Raw genomic sequence first — 18,311 nt, 5'->3', positions numbered from 1 at the left:
GGGGCTGACGCCGGGCCCTAGCGCCCCCAGCTCCGTGCCGGGAGCTTCACGTCCACCCGGTACAGCCGGGTGATCTGCTGCTGGAACTCGTTGTCGTCGCTGGTCAGCAGCAGCCGTACGCGCCCGAACCCGCCGTACCCGTCGTGCCCGTGGTCATCCGTGACCACCATGCCCTCGACGTTGTCGACCAGCGGGTGGTTCTGCGGCAGCTTGGACGGCGCGCCCAGCGTCGGGCAGCCGTCGAGGTCGCCGATCGGCGTCTTGCGTGCGGTCCGCAGTCCCGGGCCCTCCTCCAGCGCCGCCACCTTCGAGGTGTCGGTGGCACCGAGCGGGTCGGCGGCGTACAGCCGCACCGTGATCTTGAACTGCTGCGTGAAGCCGCGCTCCAGCACGATCAGCCGGCCGTCGCGCGTCGGCGCGAGCTCCACCAGCCCGTGTCCGGCGTCCACCGGGTACGCGTACTGCCGCCCGAGGACGAACTCGCCGTCCCGGCCCCGGCGTTCCCAGGTCTGGATCCGCTGGAGCGTCCGCCCCTGCGCGTCCTTGCCGTCGCCGGCCAGCACGCCCTCGACGCCGGCGACGAGGGTGTGCCCGCCGGGCAGCAGGGTCAGGGACTCGAAGGTCTGGTTCACGGTGGCCCGGCCCTCGGGCGCGAGCTTGAAACCGCCGGGGATCGGCAGCGAGCCCAGCACTTCACCGGTGCGGGAGTACCGCCGGATCGCCGGGGCGTTCTCGTCCGTCACCAGGTAGGTGCCGTCGCGGTCGACGACGATCCCCTCGGAGTCGAGGGCCTTGCCCGCGCCGTCGGTCAGCGGCAGCCGCGCGGCGGCCGTCGCCGTCGGGGTGTCGCCGCGGCCCACGTTCAGCTTGTACAGGGCCGACTTGTCGGAGATCGCGGCGATCGTGCCGTCCCGGTCCACCGCGAGTCCGGAGAGCCCGCCGACCAGCTTCCCGTCGACGAGGGTCTTGTCGAGGGAGTCCGAGTAGCCGGCGACCGAGAGGTACGGCGAGCAGGAACGGTCCTCCTTCGGCGCCCCGGAGGCCGTGGGCGCGGCGAGGGCCTGCGGAACGAGAGCTCCGGAGAGCGCGGCGGTGGCCACGGCGGTGGTGACGAGCGTACGAAGGCGCATGAAGGCCTTCCTCCTGGATCAGAAGGGGAGTTGCGAGGCGAGGACGGGGGGTGGCGGTTAGTTCCTAACTGTCATATGGCGAATCGAAAGAAACCGGAAGACCCGGCAACGCGACGGCAACGAACCCGCCAACTTCCCTTCACACCCGTTCACATCCGACCGGATCGGGCGAACCGTGCCGGGCTGATCCCCACGTGCCGCCCGAAGTGCCGTGTCAGGTGCGCCTGGTCGTAGAAGCCCGCCGCCACCGCGGCCTCGGCCGGCCGCATCCCCGCCAGCAGCAGCCGCCGCGCCTTCGCGACCCGCAGAACGGTGAGGTAGGCGTGCGGAGGGAGCCCGAACGCCTGCCGGAAGCTGCGGATCAGGTGGGTGGGATGGGCGTGCCCCAGAAGCGCGGAAGCCTCCTCCAAGGTGATCCCGCCGAGGACCCGCGCATCGAGGAGCTCGCGCAGTCGTACGGCCGTATCCGGGCCCGGAGCCCCGTACGGGACCACCGGTCGCCCCTCCAGCCACGTGCGCAGCCGCTCCTGGACGAAGGCGAGCCGCGACTGCGCCTCCAGCCTCTCGACCGCGTCGGCCGGCAACTCCCGGGCGCCCAGCGCGCGGTGCAGTCCGTGCACCCGGTCCCGCAGGTCGGCGTCGAGCAGCAGCGGCGCGTCGACGGCGGCGCCGGTCAGCGACTCCGGGAGCACGGAGGCGTCGAGGTAGAGCACCCGCTTGCGGAAGCCCGCCTCGGTGACGGTCCGCCCGTCGTGCACCACCCCGGGCGGCAGCAGGGCCACCGTGTCCGAGCCGCCCACGCCGTGCCGTTCGCGGTCGAGCCCGAAGTCGACGCGGCCGCCGTCGAGGATCATCAGCGCCCACGTGTCGTGGACGTGCGCGGGGTAGGCGTGGTCGGTGAACCGGGCGTGGAACACCTCGGCGATGCCCGGCACCGGCGGCTGCCAGGCCGAGACCGTGCTGTGCGGACGTATCGCAGCCGACATGTCAGGAACGTACAAGACGGTCGGCCCGCACCCCGGCAGCCTGTCCGCATGACGACACCAGAGATGACGGCACCCGAGATGACGACACCCGGGAGCACGCACGAGAACGGCGGCCCGGCGGCAGGCACGGGGCACGTGGTGAACATCGCGGAGAAGCTGGCCGGTTTCACCGAGCAGTGGGCCCCGCACCGGATCGCCCGGGTCAACGACTACGAGGTCAAGATCGCCAAGATCCAGGGCGAGTTCATCTGGCACACCCACGAGGACACCGACGAGCTCTTCCTCGTCGTCAGCGGCACCCTGACGATCCGGCTGCGCGCCGGGGACGTCGTACTGAACCCCGGGGAGATCTACGTGGTCCCCCGCGGCGTGGAGCACTGCCCGCAGGCCGACGGGGAGACGGCGATCCTGCTGTTCGAGCCCGCCGGCACCGCCAACACCGGCGGGGAGGTCAGCGAGCGCACGCGGGAGCCCGTGGACGCGTAGGGGGCGACCCGGTGACGGAACCGCAGGATCCCACCGGGGCGTCCCCCGCACGGGGACACGAGGGAGGGGTGGGCCGTGCGTGGTTCCGGGGAAGGCTCCAACGGCAGGGGGTGGCCCGGCAGTTGGTGGTGGACTTCCTCATGCCGCGGCAAGAGGGCGAGCGGCCTCATCGATGGCTCGGCACGGCCGTGCTGATCCCGGTTCCGTTCGCTGTCGGCCGGGCCATGGGCTGGCTGTGACGGCTCGTGCTCCTGCGCCCGTGCCCGCGCCCGTGCTTGCCCGACCGGCCCCCCTCAGGCCTGCGGCGACCGCGCGTCGTAGCGGGCGAAGCCCCGCCAGCGCGCGGCCAGCAGCGCCAGGACGAGGACACAGGCGAGCCCGCCGCCCGTGATCGCGACGGTCGGGGAGGTGAGCTCGGCGGTGGCCCCGGCGAGGAAGTCCCCGAGCCGGGGCCCGCCGGCGACGACCACGATGAAGACGCCCTGCAGGCGTCCCCGCATGTCGTCCGGGGTCGCGGCCTGGAGCATGGTGGTGCGGAACACCATCGAGATGCTGTCGGCGCATCCGGCCAGGGCCAGGAAGAGCAGCCCGAGCCAGAGGTCCCGGGTCAGCCCGAACACGGCGATGGCCAGCCCCCAGGCGGCGACGGAGAGCAGGATCGCCACCCCGTGCCGTTGGATCCGCCCCTGCCAGCCGGAGAGCAGCCCCCCGAGCAGCGCCCCGACGGCCGGAGCGGCCACGAGCAGCCCGACCGTCTTGGCGTCGCCGCCATACCAGAGCACGGCGACGGCCGGGAACAGCGCCTTCGGCTGGGCCAGCACCATGGCGGCCATGTCGGAGAAGAAGGTCATCCGGATGTTCGGCCGCGTCCCCAGGAAGCGCAGGCCGTCGAGCACCGAGGCCCGCCCCCTGCGGTCACCGGCCCCCTCGGGCTTCATCGGCGACAGCCGCCACATCGTGTAGAGGGCGGCGCCGAAGGTGAGGGCGTCGATCAGGTAGGCGGCCTGGTAGCCCCACCAGCCGACGATGATCCCGCCCAGCGCCGGGCCGACGGTCATCCCGAAGGTCCATGTCATGGAGTTCAGCGCGTTGGCGGCGGGCAGCTGCTCCGCGGGCAGCAGCCGCGGGATCATCGCCGACCGGGCGGGGGCGTTGAGGGCCCCGCAGACGGACTGGAGCGCGACGATGGAGTACAGCAGCCAGACCCGGTGGTAGTCCAGGAGCGCGGCGCCGGCCAGGGCGAAGGAGAGCACGGCCAGGCCGAACGCACTGACGAGGCCGAGCTTGCGCCGGTCGACGGTGTCGGCGACGGCCCCGCCGTAGAGCCCGAAGGTGACCAGCGGGACGAGCGAGCAGAGCCCGACGAGTCCGACGGAGAAGCTGGAGCCGGTGATCTCGTAGACCTGGAGCGAGATGGCCAGGGCGGTCATCGCCTGGCCCAGCGAGGAGACGGTTCCGCCGAACCACAGCCGGCGGAAGTCCGGAGAGGTCTTCAGCGGGGTGGGATCGGCCCATATGCGGCGCCGGGGGCGGGTGGACGGGGATGGAACAGTCGTACGAGTCACATCGGATGATAAGCCCGCCCCCGTTCGGGGCCCGGCTGTCCCCACCCGAAGCCCGATCGAAGCCCGATCGAAGCCCGATCGAAGCCCGATCGGAGTCGGCTCAGAGTCCGCTCGGAGTCGGGTCGAGCGGACTTCGCATTTCCCGCACGGGCACCATTCACCCCACCCGGAACCCGAGCCCCGGCGCGGTGCATTCCTTGCCGCTAACTCGCCACTATCACCGGACATTTGACCGAATAGACGTGCGCTCCTCGCCTGGAGTTCAGCTCATGATGAAAAGACTCGTATGTCCAGGGAGGCGCAGTGATCGAACCTGGCACCAGCACCACGAGCACCGGCACCACGACAACAGGCACCACGACAACGGGGCCGAAGACGCAGGGACCGCGCGCGACCGGTCCGGTCTTCCCCCTCACCCTGGGGGTCGAGGAGGAATTCCTCCTCGTCGACGCCCGCACCCTGCGGGTGGTCCCGGCCGCCCCGCTCGTCCTGTCCACCGCCGCAGGGCTCCCCCACGAACTGCATCCCGAGGGCACCCGCTACCAGGTGGAGATCTCCACCCCCGTCGCCGACTCGGCCGCGATCCTGCGCAGCGAGCTCGCCGGCTTGCGGCGCACCCTCGCGCGGGCCGCCCGCGCCCACGGCTGCCGGCTGCTGGCGGCGCCCTCGCCGGTGGTCGCCCTGGAGGGCCCCCTCCACCTGACCGACGACGAGCCGCGCCAGCGCGAGCAGGCCCGGCGTTTCGGCGCGCTCACCGACACCCTCGTCAGCTGCGGCCGGCACGTCCACATCGGCACCCTCGACGTGGACACGGCGGTGGCCGTCTCCAACCGGATCCGGCCCTGGCTGCCCACGCTGATCGCACTGGCGGCCAACTCCCCCTTCTGGGGCGGCCGCGACACCGGCCACGCCAGCTGGCGGGCGATGGCCTGGGCGGGCTGGCCCTCGGCGGGCCTGCCCCCGCACTTCACCTCGACGGCCCACTTCCGGCGCTCCGTGCAGACCCTGCTCGGCTCCGGGGCGGCCCTCGACACCAAGATGGTCTACTGGGACCTCCGGCCCTCGGGGAACTGGCCGACGCTCGAACTCCGGGCCCCCGACATGTCCCCGGACATCGACTCGGCCATCCTCCAGGCCGAACTGGCCCGCGCCCTCGTCGCGACGGCCCTGCGCGAGATCGCCGAGCAGCGGCCGGATCCGCCCGTACGGGACGACGTACTGCGCCTCGCGCGCTGGCGGGCGGCCCACGACGGCCTGGAGGGCTTCGGACTGGACCCCTACACGGGCGTGGAACTCCCGGCGGCGGACCTGGCGGAGGCCCTGCTCGACCTGGTGGCCCCCGAACTGGCCGCGTCCGGCGACCTCGACCACGCGTCGAGAACCATGGCCGGCCTCCTGCGCGACGGTTCGGGCGCCCACCGCCAGCGCACGGCCTTCGCCCGCCGCGGCGACCTGAAGGACGTCCTGCGCCACCTGGCGGACGAGACGGAGGCCTCCTAGCCGGTACCGCCCCGAGACACCGAACCCGCAGGTGCGATCGATTCTGCACCTGCGGCTCGCGGCGGGGCGCACGTCGGCGCGGGCCCGCGCCGGTCCACAACCGGCCAGGAAAGGCCAGCTTGCGCCCCTCCACAGGACCTGGCACCGGGCTATGCTGCGAACAGAACGTCCCCGTTCGAGACCCCGACGGTGCGTTGCCTGCCACACGTCTCCGCGTCCTGGCACGGACCCCGCGTCCGACCCGCCCCGGCGCATCCGAGGGCACGGCTCGTCCCGCATCCTGGAACCCAGGCCTCCGGATCGACCCCCGCCCGCCGCGCACGCACACCCGCACCGGGAAGTGCCTGGAGGAGCCGGGGAGTTCGGCGCCGAAGGGCGCTGCCCGGCTGGTCCCGAACCGAGGCACCCCACCATGCGCGTCCCCGATCCGAACACCGACCCGCACACCGCCCCGTACGGCGAGAGCGGCCGCGTGCTGATCTCTCCGGCCGGAGAGATCGACGTGTCGACCGTCCACCCGCTGCGCGCCTCCTTGGACCAATGTCTGCGCGACGGCGTCCGTACCGTCGACGTCGACCTGTCCGCCGTCACCTTCTGCGACTGCAGGTGCCTGGGCGTGCTCCTCTCCTCGTGGTGGCGCATCACGGCGGCCGGAGGAACCCTGACCCTGCATCACCCGCCGCCCGTACTGGTCCGGATGATCGGCATCACCCGTTCCGGCTACCTGCTCGGCGACCGTCCCGCTCCCGGGCTCCCCGCCGGCCTGGGCGGAGCGCTGTGACGGACACCTCGCCACAGGGCCGTCCGCAGCAGGTCCCTCCGCAGCGAGGCCGCCGCACGGCTCTGTCCGGGCCGGACGCCCTGGCCGAGCTCCGGGTGCGGCGGCTGAACCGATGGCAGGCCGAAAGGCTGAAGGAGGACGTGGCGGACCTGTACGTGGAGTCCTCGTACCCGGTGATCGGCACGGCCCACAGCTGCCGGGAAGCCTTCCTGCACCGGTTCGCGGGCGACGTCCGACGGCCCGGCTTCGCCATGCTGGTGGCCGAGCGGCCCGCCCTGTTCGGATGCATCTTCGGCTTCCCCCTGCGGCGCGACGGCTCCTGGTGGCGGGGGTTCCTCGGCACCCTCCCCCGGGACGTCGAACGGCTCACGGCCTCCGGCCACGTCTTCGCCGTCAGCGAGGTCGTGGTCGCACCGCACGCACAGTGCCGCACGGTCGGCAGACGGCTGCAGGAACGGCTGCTCGACGACCACGGGGCGTCGCTCGGCGCCACCCTGGTGCCCGACTCAGACATCAGGACCCTGAAGGCCTTCCAGTCCTGGGGGTGGCGCGAGATCGGAGAGGTCCACCGGCCGCCCGGTACGGAGCTGGTCAAGGCCCTGGTGCTGCCCCTCGGCCCGACGGCGGGAACCACGACCGGCACGCACCGCCCCGGCGGCCTTCGGCGGCCGGAACGGTGACGGGTGGACGGTCGGCCCGGATCCAGGGGCTCGTGGCCGAGCAGGCGGCCCGGCGCGGCGCACGGGTCTCGGTGGTCGACGTCTGCACGGCCGCCGTGGCCGCGCTCCCGATCGGCGGAGCTGGGGTGACGGCCGCGTCCCGGACGGCGGCCGGGCGTCCGCTGTGCTCCACCGGCCCGGTGAGCGAGCTGCTCGAGGAACTCCAGCTCACCTTGGGCGAAGGCCCCGGGGTGGAGGCCTACGCCCTCGGTTCGGCCGTCCTGGTGCCCGATCTGCGGGCGGACGGGGAACGGCGCCGGTGGCCCGCCTTCACGCCGGAGGCCCTCGCCGCAGGTGCGGCGGCGGTCTTCGCCTTCCCGCTGCGGGTCGGCGCGATCAGTCCCGGAGTCCTCGACCTCTACTCCGAGGTTCCGGTCGAGCTGGACTCCGGGGAGCTGGCCGACGCCATGGTGTTCGCCGACACCGCCACGCTCGTGCTCCTCGGCACGCGCATCGACCCGGCGCCGGGACCCGGCGGTGATCTGGACGGCTACCGGGCCGAGGTCGACCAGGCCACCGGGATGCTCACCGTCCAGCTCGGCGTGGGCATCGAGGAGGCGTTCCTCCGCCTGCGCGCCTACGCGTACGCCCACGGCCGGCGGCTCTCCGAAGTGGCCGCCGACGTGGTGGCCCGCCGGCTGCGGTTCCCGCCGGACCCGGACGAGGAACGGAGCGCAGCCGACGATGCCTGACAACAGAAGGTGTGCACGATGAATGAGCAGCTCCTCGCCAAGGCCTTCGTCGAACTGGCGGACAACCTGGTCGCTGACTTCGACCTGATCGACTTCCTCCGCCTGCTGACCGACAACTGTGTCGGCATGCTCGGCGTGAACGCGGCCGGCGTGCTCCTCGCGGACCTGAACGGGGAACTCCGCGTGATGGCCGCCTCCGACGAGCACGTACGGGTACTCGAACTGTTCCAGCTCCAGAACGACGAGGGCCCGTGACTGGAGTGCTTCCACACCGGCGCCCCCGTCACCGTCCCGGACCTGGCCACGGAAGCGGCCCGCTGGCCGCGTTTCGCCGAGCAGGCCCTGCGCAGCGGGTACTCGGCGGTCCAGACGGTGCCGATGCGCCTGCGGGACGAGGTCGTCGGAGCCCTGAACCTGTTCCGCACCCGCCCCGGTCCCTTCGACCCGGCCGCCACGCGCATCGCCCAGGCCCTGGCCGACGTCGCCACCATCAGCCTCCTCCAGCAGCGCTCCTCCCGGCAGAGCGCGATGCTCAACGAGCAGTTGCAGACCGCCCTGAACAGTCGTGTGCTGATCGAGCAGGCCAAGGGCAAGCTCGCCGAACGCCGGGGCATCGGCATGGAGGAGGCCTTCACCGCACTGCGCAGCTACGCCCGCGCGCACAACCGCCGGCTGTCGGACCTGGCCGGCGCCTTCGTCAACGGCACCGAACCGCTCCCGGGTCTGGTCGCCTGACGGTGGGCCGACTCTCCGGCCGGCTCACGGACAGGCTCGCAGACCGGCTCGTCGGCCGACCGTCAGCGCCGTTCACGGCGGTCCTCGTCGTCCCGGCGGTCGCGGCGTTCCTCGCGGCTCCGGCGACCCCGGTGCTGCCGGTCGTAGCGACGGTCCCAGCGGTGCTGCCGGTCCCGGTGGTCGCGGTAGTCGCCGTAGCTGTCGTACGTGCCGTAGGCGTCATGGCTGTTGTGATCGCGGTGCCCGTCGTGGTCGTGGCGGCCGCCCGAACGTCCCGGGCCCGAGCCGACGCCCCTGCGTCCGCGGTGCACGAGGGCGAAGAGCAGCACGGCGGCGGCCACCCAGAGCAGGTGGTTGAGAAAGCCGAAGAGGATCAGGGCGACGAGGAGAACGAGGAGCACGGGCACGAGCGGTTCCTTCCGCAGCGGAACGGATCATCGCTGCCGGGGACCGGGGCCTTGTCAACCAGGTTAGCCCCACGGGGAGTTCGGCGACACCCCCTGTTGACAGGGTGCACCGCCCGGCGTTGACTGACGAGGACGGCGTCGGGCCGCACCACCCCGGAGAACTCCGGGTCGGGCCCTCCGCCCTCCGCTTCGCCCGGACCCCGCGGAACGCAGGCACCACCTCTGTGACCGCTGTGCAGGTCCCGGCCATGCCCTTCCGGATCCTTCTCCTCCTGCCCGGCACCGACGCGCCATCAACCGAGGAGAGTCGATGCGCATACAGCAGTACGACGTGCGGGCCTGCGGCAGCGGGGAGTGGCCATGTCCAGGGCCGTGATCATCATCGTGGCCATCGTCTTCGCAGCCCTCCTCGCGGTGGCGGCCATCCTCCTGGCCACACTCGGCCACCGCCGCACCGGGCCCGGCCTGAAGCGGCGCTTCGGCCCCGAGTACGAACGCCTCGTGAGCCGCCACGAGGGCGACACCAAGGCCGCGGACCGGATACTGGGAGCGCGCCTGAAGCAGCACGGCTCCGTGCGGGAGCGACCGCTCTCACCGGCTTCCCGGGAGCAGTACGCGGCCCAGTGGGCCGGTATCCAGAGGCGGTTCGTCGATACCCCGCAGGAGGCGGTCGCCGAGGCCGACGCCTTGTTGGCACGGCTGACGGCGGACCGGGGCTTCCCGGACGGCGGGCCCTTCGAAGAGCGGCTCGCCGCGCTCTCCGTGCACCACGCGCAGCACGTCGACGGCTACCGCGGGCTGCACGGGGCCGTTCACGGCCAGGGCGGCACGGAGGAGAGCAGGCGGGCCATGACCGGAGCCCGGGACCTCTTCGACGCCCTGGTGGCGCAGCAGCCGGCCGACTCCGGCCGGCACCGTCCGCAGCGGTATCCCGTCGAGGGAAGTGGCACGCGATGACGTACGACGAGGAACGCGCACGGCAGGCCCCCGCCCGCAAGCCGCCCCCGGCACGGCGCGACCCGCGCGGGGCCCCCGCGCCACGGACCGCACCCCGCGAGGCACCGCCCCGGCCCCCCGCGGACGCCCCGCCTCCCGCTTCCCCCACGAGCCCCGTGGCCCCAGTGGTCCACGTTGCCCTGCTCGCGCAGACCGACCGGGACAGGCTGACCCTGCATCTCCAGCACGCTCTCGGCGCGTTCGTCCAGAGCCCGCAGCAAGCCGTCCAGGAAGCCGACATCACCCTCGCCGAAGCCACCACCCGGGTCACTGCCGCACTCGTGGAACGCCGGCGCGCCATCGGCGCGACCCACCGGGGCCACGGCGTCGAGGCGGAGACGGAAGACCTCCGGCTCGCCCTGCGCGAGTACCGGGAGATCACCCTACGGCTGCTGCGCATGTGAGCCGTCTCGCTCCGATCCGCCCCTGACCGCCGGCGGGGACGGGCCGTCCTCCCCGACGGCCCCACCCCCGCCGGCCTCTCGTCGCCACCGCGCGCACGAGCGTGCGGCCCCGGCTTCCACCTCCGGGTCCGCGCCCTTGCCGTGCGGTCGGCTCCCACGGCGCGTGACGGCCGCCGAGCCAAGGAGACCCGCGCCCATGACACCCACCGGCACGCAGAACACCCGGCGCACCCACTACGCCGGCGACTCCCCCGACACCGCGGCCGCGTTCCGCCGCATCGCATCCCTTCCGGAGGGCCCGCAACGGGCCTCGCTGCGGCAGGAGGTGGTGTGCGCCTGGATCCCGATGGCCATTCGGCTGGCCCGCCGCTTCGGCAACGGCAGGGAACCCCTGGAGGATCTCCGCCAGGTCGCCCAAGTCGGCCTGGTCAAAGCGGTCTCCCGCTTCGACCCGGGCATGGGCACCGCTTTCGAGGCCTTCGCCATCCCGACGATCGTCGGCGAACTGAAGCGGCACTTCCGCGACAACCTGTGGGCGGTGCACGTGCCGCGCCGCGTCCAGGAACTGCGCACGCAGGTGCGTACGGCCGACCGGGAGCTGTCCCCCTCACGCGACTCCGGCGGCCCCACGGCAGCCGAGATCGCCGCGGCGACCGGCCTGAGCGAACAGGAGGTACGCAGGGGCCAGGGGGCCCTCCACAGCTGGTCCACCCTGTCCATCGAGGCCGCACACGGCCACCACGAGGGCGCCTACCCGCTGGCGGAAACCCTCGGCTGCCCGGAGCCGGCCTTCGACCGGATCGTCGACCGCGAAACGCTCCGTCCCCTCCTGCGGGCCCTGCCGGAGCGCGACCGCCGGATCCTCTACCTGAGGTTCTTCCGCGAGATGGACCAGACCGGCATCGCCGAGGAGCTCGGCCTGTCCCAGATGCACGTGTCCCGGCTGATCCGCCGCATCTGCGAATCCCTGCGCGCCCAGGCGATGTCCGACGCGGCCCGAAAGCCCGCCTGGCGAACCGCCGGAAGCCCCGCCCGTGGGCCCGTCCACTGACAAGACCGCCCCAGGAAACGCCAAAGCCGCAGGCGAGATCGTTTCTTCACCTGCGGCTTGCAGTGGGGCGGGTGGGACTCGAACCCACGGCCGACGGATTATGAGTCCGCTGCTCTAACCGGCTGAGCTACCGCCCCTTCACGGCGTGGCGCGTACATGTGTGCGCGCCGTCTGCCGCAGCATAGCCGCTCATACGATCTCCTGCCTCGGATGCCTCGCATGATCGGCTTCGCCTGCCCAGAGAGACCGCGCCGGGCCCTGCCCGGTTGCGTGAGGAGGGCAGAAAAAAGAAAAAGGACCCACCTGGGGTCCTCGTTCCTTCTTGCTCCCCCGACTGGACTCGAACCAGTAACCTGCCGATTAACAGTCGGCTGCTCTGCCAATTGAGCTACAGGGGACCGCGCTCCCCCGACTGGACTCGAACCAGTAACCTGCCGATTAACAGTCGGCTGCTCTGCCAATTGAGCTACAGGGGATTGCTGCGTTGCACCGAACAGCCCACCTCCGGCCTTGGCCAGGGGGCGAGCGCCCGTTGCGAGTCATAGATTAGCGCAAGCAGGGGGGTGCTCCGCCAATCGGTATCGCCAGCGGGCCGGGCACCACACGACGAAGGGTGGCAGGCATGCGGTACAAGGTCACGTTCGCGGTCGGGCTGGCCCTCGGGTACGTGCTCGGAACCCGGGCCGGACGCGAGCGGTATGAACAGTTGAAGAAGTCCGCGCGCGAGTTCGCGCAGAACCCCGCGGTCCGCAACGCCGCCGAGAGCGCCGGTCAGAGCAGCCGGGAGTTCGCCGGCAAGGCCTTCGCCGCGGTGAGCGACAAGGTGGGCGACGCGGTGCCGGACGCCCTGGCCGGACGCGTACGGGGCCTGCGGGCACGGGTCGGCGGCAATGGCGCGGCCGAGGACGACTGGGGCACCAGCAACACCTGACCGGCCCGGGCCGGAGCGGGGGTCCTCGCCCGAGGACCCCTCAGGACCCCTCGGGACCCCTCTCCGGGGTCCCGCCCGGCCGCCCGCACGGGGCTCCACATAAGGGACGGCGCCCGTCCCGCGCGCTCCGGGGCGGTCGAGACCGCCCCCGCGTGCGGCAGAATTCTCCGCATGGGGATAGTCGCCGGGCTGGACAGCTCTTCCGCGTTCACACGCATCGTCGTCTGTGACACCGAGACGGGCGCCGTGCTGCGCCAGGGGTACGCCCCTCATCCGCAGCCCACCGGCGAGGCGGTGCCGCACGAGACCGATCCACAGGCCTGGCTGCTCTCGCTCGGCGAGGCCGCCGGCGGCGGGCTCCTCGAAGGGGTGCAGGCCATCGGGGTCTCCGCGCAGCAGCACGGGCTGCTGCCGCTGGACGCGCAGGGCGGCCTGGTCCGTCCCGCCCTGATCGGCAACGACAAGCGCGGCCAGGCGGCCGCCGCCGACCTCATCGAGTCCTTCGGCGGCCGGCAGGCCTGGGTCGAAGCCGTCGGCTCCGTCCCCCACGCCGCGCAGCCCGTCGCGAAGCTCGCCTGGCTGGCCCGTACCGAGCCGGAGGCGGCCCGGCGGGTGGCCGTCCTGATGTCCCCGCACGACTGGCTGGTGTGGCAGCTGCTGGGCCGCCCGGCCCGGCGGACCACCGACCGGGGCGGCGCCTCCGGTACCGGCTACTGGTCGGCCGCCGCCGGCGCCTACCGCCCCGACCTGGTCGAGCTCGCGCTGGGGCACCGGGCGCTGCTGCCCGAGGTGCTCGGCCCGGCCGAAGCCGCCGGGACCACGCCCGAGGGGCTGCTGATCTCCGCGGGCACCGGGGAGACCATGGCGGCCGCGCTCGGGCTCGGCATGGGACCCGGCGACGCCGTGGTCTCGCTGGGCGCGTCCGGATCGGTGATGGCGGTGCACCACGAGGCGCTGTCGGAGCCTGGCGGCCTGATCACCTCCCTCGCCGACGCCACCGGGCTGCACCTGCCGGTGGTGAACACCCTGAACGCCGTACGGGCCCTGCGCGGCACCGCCGAACTGCTGGGCACCGATCTGGAGGGGCTGAGCGAGCTCGCGCTGAAGTCGACCCCGGGCGCGCACGGACTCGTACTCCTGCCGTACCTGGAGGGTGAGCGGACGCCGAACCTGCCGCACACCGCCGGAACCCTGTCGGGGCTGCGCCGGGACTCCATGAAGCCGGAGCACCTCGCGCGGGCCGCCTTCGAGGGCATGCTGTGCGGGCTGGTGGACGCGCTCGACGTGCTGCGCAGCCGCGGGGTGGAGATCCGCCGGGTGTTCCTGCTCGGCGCGGCCGCCGAGCTGCCGGCCGTCCAGGCCTTCGCCCCGGGACTGTTCGGCACGCAGGTCCTCGTACCGGCGCCGGCCGACTACGCGGCCCTGGGCGCGGCCCGGCAGGCCGCGTGGGCGCTCGGTGTGGCGCAGGGCACGGCGGCCCCGAACACCCCGCCGGTGTGGCCGGCGCCCGCGGCGCAGCTGTTCGAGCCGGACGAGGAGTACCCGGCCTGGCAGGGCGCGCGCCAGCAGTACGTCGCGACCCGGGACCAGATCCACCCTGGGGCGTTCTAGGACAGCTGCGCCTTCACGTGCTCGACCACCGCCCGGAACTCCTCCGTCGGCGAGAAGTCGAGGTACTCGGTGTCCTCCAGGGCGACCGGGGCGTGTCCGGGCGCCCAGTAGCAGGCCTCCCCGGCCGAGTAGATCGTGTCCCCGTCCTTCGTGTGCATCTTGATCCGGCCCTTGAGCACGTAGGCGTAGTGCGGGCACGGACACAGGTCGTCGGGCAGGCCCTTGAATGCCGGCGTCATGTCGACGCCCTTGTCGAAGCGCCCGAAGGCGACGGAGAAGCCTCCGCCGAGCTCCAGCACGCGCAGTTCGGCGCCGTTGCCTTCGAAGAGGACGGGGATCTGCTCCCGTGTGGCTGCCGTCATGGTTCCTCCACGACCGATCCGTCCCGAGATTCCCCCTCCGGCTCCATCTTCCTCTCCGTGCCCGCCGTCCGCACAGCCGCCGGGGAGGCGGTCGGGCCGTGGGCTTAGGGCGGCCCGGCCCGGCCTACTCCTTTTGACCGGGCTTTACGAAATCCGGTGGGTTCCGGCCGCCCGTTGGCAGAAGATGGAGTGAACCCCCTCGATCATGCCGACCGGAGCCTGCGCGTGCTCATACGACTTCTGCGGACCCACTTGGGCCCGTACCGGAAACCGATCTCCGTGCTGGTCCTGCTGCAACTGCTGCAGACCAGCGCGAGCCTCTACCTGCCCACGCTGAACGCCGACATCATTGACAACGGTGTCGTCAACGGCGACACCGGCTACATCCTGCGTTTCGGCGCACTGATGCTCGGCGTCTCGCTGATCCAGCTCGTCTGCAACGTCGGCGCCGTCTACTACGGGGCCCGTACCGCCGCGGCCTTCGGCCGGGACGTCCGGGCCGGCGTCTTCGACCGCGTGCAGAGCTTCTCCGCGCGTGAGCTCGGCCACTTCGGCGCCCCGTCGCTGATCACCCGTACGACGAACGACGTGCAGCAGATACAGATGCTCGTGCTGATGACCTTCACGCTGATGGTCTCCGCGCCGATCATGTGCGTCGGCGGCATCTTCATGGCGCTCTCGCTGGACGTGAAGCTCTCGGGCGTGCTGCTCGCCGTGGTCCCGATCCTCGGCCTGTCGGTCGGCGCGATCGTGCTGAAGACCCGCCCGCTGTTCCGTGCGATGCAGACGCGTCTGGACACGGTCAACCGGGTCCTGCGCGAGCAGATCACCGGCAACCGGGTGATCCGCGCCTTCATCCGCGACGACTACGAGAAGGAGCGCTTCCGCGAGGCCAACGCCGACCTCACCGGCGTCTCGCTGGCGGCCGGCAAGCTGCTCGCGCTGATGTTCCCGACCGTCATCGTGGTCGTGAACATCTCCAGCGTCGCCGTCGTCTGGTTCGGCGCGATGCGCATCGACGCGGGCGGTATGGAGATCGGCCAGCTGACGGCCTTCCTCGCCTACCTGATGCAGATCGTCATGTCCGTGATGATGGCCACCTTCATGTTCATGATGGTGCCGCGCGCCGAGGTCTGCGCCGAGCGCGTCCAGGAGGTCCTGGACACCGACTCCAGCGTGATCCCGCCCGCCGACCCGGTCCGCGAGCTCTCCCGCCACGGCCTGCTGGAACTGCGCGGCGCCGACTTCCGCTACCCGGGCGCCGAGGCCTCCGTGCTGCGCGGGGTCGACCTCGTGGCCCGCCCCGGCGAGACCACCGCGGTGATCGGCTCGACGGGCAGCGGCAAGTCCACGCTGCTGGGGCTGATCCCCCGGCTCTTCGACGCCACCGGCGGCGACGTGCTCGTCGACGGCGAGGACGTACGGCGCCTCGACCCCGACCTGCTCGCCAGGACGGTCGGCATGGTGCCGCAGAAGCCGTACCTCTTCTCCGGGACGGTCGCCAGCAACCTGCGCTACGGGCGCCCGGACGCCACCGACGAGGAGCTCTGGCACGCGCTGGAGGTCGCGCAGGCCAAGGGCTTCGTGTCCGAGCTGGAGGGCGGGCTCGACGCGCCGATCACCCAGGGCGGGACCAACGTCTCCGGCGGCCAGCGCCAGCGGCTCGCGATCGCGCGCACGCTCGTGCAGCGCCCGGAGATCTACCTGTTCGACGACTCCTTCTCGGCCCTGGACTACGCCACGGACGCGGCGCTGCGCTCGGCGCTGGCCCGCGAGACCGAGGAGGCCACCGTGGTCATCGTCGCCCAGCGGGTCTCCACGATCCGCGACGCGGACCGGATCGTCGTCCTCGACGAGGGGCAGGTGGTGGGCGAGGGGCGCCACCACGAGCTGATGGCCGGCAATGAGACCTACCGGGAGATCGTGCTCTCCCAGCTGACGGAAGCGGAGGCGGCGTGAGCGGGCCCGGAGGACGGATGATGATGGGACCGCCGACCACGCGGTCCATGGACTTCAAGGGCTCGGGCAAGCGGCTGCTGAGCGCGCTGGCGCGCGACCGGGTCAAGCTGTGGGGCATGATCATCGCGGTCGTCGGCAGCGTCGCCGCGTCGGTGACCGGGCCGAAGATCCTCGGCGAGGCCACCGACCTCGTGTTCGCGGGGATCGTCGGCCGGAACTTCGACAAGGGCCTCACCAAGCAGCAGGCGCTGGACGCTCTGCGCGCCAGGGGCGAGGGCGGGATGGCGGACATGCTGTCCGGCACCGCCTTCACCCCGGGCAAGGGCATCGACTTCGGCGCGGTCGGGGCGGTGGCGCTGTGGGCGCTGGCCGTCTTCACGGTCGCCGGTCTGCTGATGCTCGTCGCCACGCGGCTGTCGAACCACATCATGAACGGCACCGTCTACCGGATGCGCGAGGAGCTCCAGGCGAAGCTGTCGCGGCTGCCGCTGTCGTACTTCGACCAGCAGAAGCGCGGCGAGGTGCTCAGCCGGGCCACGAACGACATCGACAACATCGGGCAGACGATCCAGCAGACGATGGGTCAGCTGCTCAACTCGCTCCTGACGATCGTCGGCGTGCTGGCGATGATGTTCTGGATCTCGCCGGTGCTGGCGCTGGTCGCGCTGGTGACCATCCCGGTGTCCGCGTACGTGGCGGCGAAGATCGGCAAGAAGTCGCAGCCGCAGTTCGTGGCGCAGTGGAAGTCCACCGGCGCCCTGAACGCGCACGTCGAGGAGATGTACTCGGGCCACACGCTGGTCAAGGTCTTCGGCCGGCAGAAGGAGTCCGCGGCCCTGTTCGCCGAGCAGAACGAGGCGCTGTACCGGGCCTCCTTCAAGGCGCAGCTGGTCAGCGGGATCATGCAGCCGGTGATGCTGTTCATCTCGAACATCAACTACGTGCTCGTCGCGGTCGTCGGCGGTCTGAAGGTGGCCTCGGGCACCCTGTCGATCGGTGACGTGCAGGCCTTCATCCAGTACACGCGCCAGTTCTCGATGCCGCTGACGCAGGTCGCCTCCATGGCGAACCTGGTGCAGTCCGGCGTCGCCTCCGCGGAGCGGGTCTACGAGCTGCTGGACGCGCCGGAGCAGGAGGCGGACGCGGAGGTCCCCGAGCGTCCGGAGAACCTGCGCGGGCAGGTCACCTTCGACAAGGTCGCCTTCCGCTACGAGCCGGACAAGCCGCTGATCGAGAACCTCTCGCTGAGCGTCGACCCCGGGCAGACGGTCGCGATCGTCGGCCCGACCGGCGCCGGCAAGACCACGCTGGTCAACCTGCTGATGCGGTTCTACGAGGTCACGGGCGGGGAGATCGCCCTCGACGGGGTGGACATCGCGAAGATGACCCGCGAGGAACTGCGCAGCGGCATCGGCATGGTGCTCCAGGACACCTGGCTGTTCGGCGGCACCCTCGCGGAGAACATCGCCTACGGGGCCACGCGCGAGGTCACGCGCGCCGAGGTCGAGGAGGCCGCGCGGGCGGCCCACGCCGACCGGTTCATCCGCACCCTGCCCGAGGGCTACGACACGGTGCTGGACGACGAGGGCGCCGGCGTCAGCGCGGGCGAGAAGCAGCTGATCACCATCGCGCGGGCGTTCCTGTCCGACCCGGTGATCCTGGTGCTCGACGAGGCGACGAGCTCGGTGGACACCCGGACCGAGGTGCTCATCCAGAAGGCGATGGCGCGCCTCGCGCACGGCCGTACGTCCTTCGTGATCGCGCACCGGCTGTCCACGATCCGCGACGCGGACCTGATCCTGGTGATGGAGAGCGGCTCGATCGTGGAACAGGGCACGCACGAGGAGCTGTTGCTCTCGGGCGGCGCGTACGCGCGGCTGTACGCGGCGCAGTTCGCGCAGGCGGTGGCCGAGGTCGACTAGTCGAATGGCCGGTTAGTCGGCCGGTCGGCCGGCGGGACCGGTATCGGTATCGGGAGGGGCGCCCTGCGGGGCGC

General features: G+C 72.1%; 17 protein-coding genes, 3 tRNA genes and 1 pseudogene. 13 read left to right on the top strand and 8 right to left on the bottom strand.

All coding sequences use genetic code 11. From position 1 onward, the window contains the following. Positions 1–17: 17 nt before the first annotated feature. Together OG898_RS19155 and OG898_RS19150 are read right to left on the bottom strand one after the other, a co-directional pair. The gene (locus OG898_RS19155; RefSeq protein WP_266958227.1) at positions 18–1,130 is read right to left on the bottom strand and encodes an esterase-like activity of phytase family protein; all 1,113 of its coding nucleotides are present in this window, start codon (positions 1,128–1,130) and stop codon (positions 18–20) included. Positions 1,131–1,279: 149 nt separating this feature from the next. Further along, entirely contained in the window at positions 1,280–2,116 is an 837-nt protein-coding gene (locus OG898_RS19150) for an AraC family transcriptional regulator (protein ID WP_266958225.1), read from the bottom strand. Positions 2,117–2,164: 48 nt separating this feature from the next. Here OG898_RS19150 and OG898_RS19145 point away from each other — a divergent pair, with 48 nt between their 5' ends. Further along, on the top strand, positions 2,165–2,602 hold the full coding sequence (locus OG898_RS19145) for a cupin domain-containing protein (RefSeq protein ID WP_250745596.1): 438 nt from the start codon (positions 2,165–2,167) through the stop codon (positions 2,600–2,602). 293 nt (positions 2,603–2,895) lie between these two features. Here OG898_RS19145 and OG898_RS19140 read toward each other — a convergent pair whose 3' ends face one another. Continuing rightward, a complete protein-coding gene (locus OG898_RS19140; protein ID WP_266958223.1) occupies positions 2,896–4,167 on the bottom strand; it encodes an MFS transporter in 1,272 nt (423 codons plus the stop codon). A 303-nt stretch (positions 4,168–4,470) separates the two neighbouring features. Here OG898_RS19140 and OG898_RS19135 point away from each other — a divergent pair, with 303 nt between their 5' ends. The 5 genes and pseudogenes from OG898_RS19135 to OG898_RS19115 all read left to right on the top strand — a co-directional run bounded on the left by OG898_RS19135 (position 4,471) and on the right by OG898_RS19115 (position 8,594). Next, the gene (locus tag OG898_RS19135) at positions 4,471–5,667 is read left to right on the top strand and encodes a glutamate--cysteine ligase (protein ID WP_250745598.1); all 1,197 of its coding nucleotides are present in this window, start codon (positions 4,471–4,473) and stop codon (positions 5,665–5,667) included. A gap of 412 nt (positions 5,668–6,079) precedes the next feature. Next, positions 6,080–6,448, top strand: a complete 369-nt coding sequence (locus tag OG898_RS19130; protein ID WP_266958220.1) for an STAS domain-containing protein — start codon at positions 6,080–6,082, stop codon at positions 6,446–6,448. After that, positions 6,445–7,128 (top strand): hypothetical protein, encoded by a 684-nt coding sequence (locus tag OG898_RS19125; RefSeq protein ID WP_266958218.1) that lies wholly within the window; start codon positions 6,445–6,447, stop codon positions 7,126–7,128. Before OG898_RS19130 ends, OG898_RS19125 begins: the two co-directional genes overlap by 4 nt. Further along, positions 7,125–7,859 (top strand): ANTAR domain-containing protein, encoded by a 735-nt coding sequence (locus OG898_RS19120; protein WP_266958216.1) that lies wholly within the window; start codon positions 7,125–7,127, stop codon positions 7,857–7,859. Before OG898_RS19125 ends, OG898_RS19120 begins: the two co-directional genes overlap by 4 nt. A gap of 18 nt (positions 7,860–7,877) precedes the next feature. Next, positions 7,878–8,594: pseudogene (locus OG898_RS19115) on the top strand (GAF and ANTAR domain-containing protein). Positions 8,595–8,656: 62 nt separating this feature from the next. Here the strand turns inward: OG898_RS19115 and OG898_RS19110 are convergent. Continuing rightward, a complete protein-coding gene (locus tag OG898_RS19110) occupies positions 8,657–9,001 on the bottom strand; it encodes a hypothetical protein (RefSeq protein WP_266958214.1) in 345 nt (114 codons plus the stop codon). A gap of 360 nt (positions 9,002–9,361) precedes the next feature. Between OG898_RS19110 and OG898_RS19105 the strand changes: the two genes are divergently transcribed. The 3 genes from OG898_RS19105 (at position 9,362) to OG898_RS19095 (ending at position 11,452) form a co-directional block, all read left to right on the top strand. Beyond that, positions 9,362–9,958, top strand: a complete 597-nt coding sequence (locus OG898_RS19105) for a hypothetical protein (RefSeq protein ID WP_266958212.1) — start codon at positions 9,362–9,364, stop codon at positions 9,956–9,958. A 164-nt stretch (positions 9,959–10,122) separates the two neighbouring features. Beyond that, entirely contained in the window at positions 10,123–10,401 is a 279-nt protein-coding gene (locus OG898_RS19100) for a hypothetical protein (protein WP_266958210.1), read from the top strand. A gap of 196 nt (positions 10,402–10,597) precedes the next feature. Beyond that, positions 10,598–11,452 (top strand): SigB/SigF/SigG family RNA polymerase sigma factor, encoded by an 855-nt coding sequence (locus OG898_RS19095; protein WP_266958208.1) that lies wholly within the window; start codon positions 10,598–10,600, stop codon positions 11,450–11,452. Between the two features lie 63 nt (positions 11,453–11,515). On the opposite strand, the gene OG898_RS19090 is transcribed toward OG898_RS19095, so the two are convergent. The 3 genes from OG898_RS19090 to OG898_RS19080 form a co-directional block, all read right to left on the bottom strand. Beyond that, positions 11,516–11,589: transfer RNA gene (locus tag OG898_RS19090), tRNA-Ile, on the bottom strand. Between the two features lie 188 nt (positions 11,590–11,777). Continuing rightward, a tRNA-Asn gene (locus OG898_RS19085) sits at positions 11,778–11,850 on the bottom strand. 5 nt (positions 11,851–11,855) lie between these two features. Beyond that, positions 11,856–11,928 (bottom strand) — tRNA-Asn (locus tag OG898_RS19080). A gap of 146 nt (positions 11,929–12,074) precedes the next feature. Between OG898_RS19080 and OG898_RS19075 the strand changes: the two genes are divergently transcribed. Both OG898_RS19075 and OG898_RS19070 read left to right on the top strand, forming a co-directional pair. Beyond that, complete coding sequence (locus OG898_RS19075; protein WP_250745599.1) at positions 12,075–12,383, top strand: YtxH domain-containing protein; 309 nt, start codon at positions 12,075–12,077, stop codon at positions 12,381–12,383. A gap of 171 nt (positions 12,384–12,554) precedes the next feature. Beyond that, positions 12,555–13,994 carry an FGGY family carbohydrate kinase gene (locus OG898_RS19070; protein WP_266958205.1) on the top strand — a complete coding sequence of 480 codons (1,440 nt, stop codon included), beginning with the start codon at positions 12,555–12,557 and terminating at the stop codon, positions 13,992–13,994. Here the strand turns inward: OG898_RS19070 and OG898_RS19065 are convergent. Next, positions 13,991–14,356 carry a hypothetical protein gene (locus OG898_RS19065; protein ID WP_266958203.1) on the bottom strand — a complete coding sequence of 122 codons (366 nt, stop codon included), beginning with the start codon at positions 14,354–14,356 and terminating at the stop codon, positions 13,991–13,993. The genes OG898_RS19070 and OG898_RS19065 overlap by 4 nt on opposite strands. 225 nt (positions 14,357–14,581) lie before the next feature. Here OG898_RS19065 and OG898_RS19060 point away from each other — a divergent pair, with 225 nt between their 5' ends. Together OG898_RS19060 and OG898_RS19055 are read left to right on the top strand one after the other, a co-directional pair. Further along, on the top strand, positions 14,582–16,315 hold the full coding sequence (locus tag OG898_RS19060) for an ABC transporter ATP-binding protein (protein ID WP_250745602.1): 1,734 nt from the start codon (positions 14,582–14,584) through the stop codon (positions 16,313–16,315). Continuing rightward, the gene (locus tag OG898_RS19055) at positions 16,312–18,237 is read left to right on the top strand and encodes an ABC transporter ATP-binding protein (RefSeq protein WP_250745603.1); all 1,926 of its coding nucleotides are present in this window, start codon (positions 16,312–16,314) and stop codon (positions 18,235–18,237) included. Before OG898_RS19060 ends, OG898_RS19055 begins: the two co-directional genes overlap by 4 nt. Positions 18,238–18,311 lie beyond the last annotated feature (74 nt).

The sequence above is a fragment of the Streptomyces sp. NBC_00193 genome (assembly GCF_026342735.1).
GTDB lineage: Bacteria > Actinomycetota > Actinomycetes > Streptomycetales > Streptomycetaceae > Streptomyces > Streptomyces stoeckheimensis.
This window is presented reverse-complemented; position numbering and strand designations above follow the sequence as displayed.

Excerpts from the sequence above, each read along its gene's own strand:
- OG898_RS19070 (WP_266958205.1), top strand. The coding sequence starts at position 12,555 with ATGGGGATAGTCGCCGGGCTGGACAGCTCTTCCGCGTTCACACGCATC.
- OG898_RS19065 (WP_266958203.1), bottom strand. The coding sequence starts at position 14,356 with ATGACGGCAGCCACACGGGAGCAGATCCCCGTCCTCTTCGAAGGCAAC.
- OG898_RS19150 (WP_266958225.1), bottom strand. The coding sequence starts at position 2,116 with ATGTCGGCTGCGATACGTCCGCACAGCACGGTCTCGGCCTGGCAGCCG.
- OG898_RS19130 (WP_266958220.1), top strand. The coding sequence starts at position 6,080 with ATGCGCGTCCCCGATCCGAACACCGACCCGCACACCGCCCCGTACGGC.
- OG898_RS19105 (WP_266958212.1), top strand. The coding sequence starts at position 9,362 with ATGTCCAGGGCCGTGATCATCATCGTGGCCATCGTCTTCGCAGCCCTC.
- OG898_RS19155 (WP_266958227.1), bottom strand. The coding sequence starts at position 1,130 with ATGCGCCTTCGTACGCTCGTCACCACCGCCGTGGCCACCGCCGCGCTC.
- OG898_RS19145 (WP_250745596.1), top strand. The coding sequence starts at position 2,165 with ATGACGACACCAGAGATGACGGCACCCGAGATGACGACACCCGGGAGC.
- OG898_RS19075 (WP_250745599.1), top strand. The coding sequence starts at position 12,075 with ATGCGGTACAAGGTCACGTTCGCGGTCGGGCTGGCCCTCGGGTACGTG.
- OG898_RS19095 (WP_266958208.1), top strand. The coding sequence starts at position 10,598 with ATGACACCCACCGGCACGCAGAACACCCGGCGCACCCACTACGCCGGC.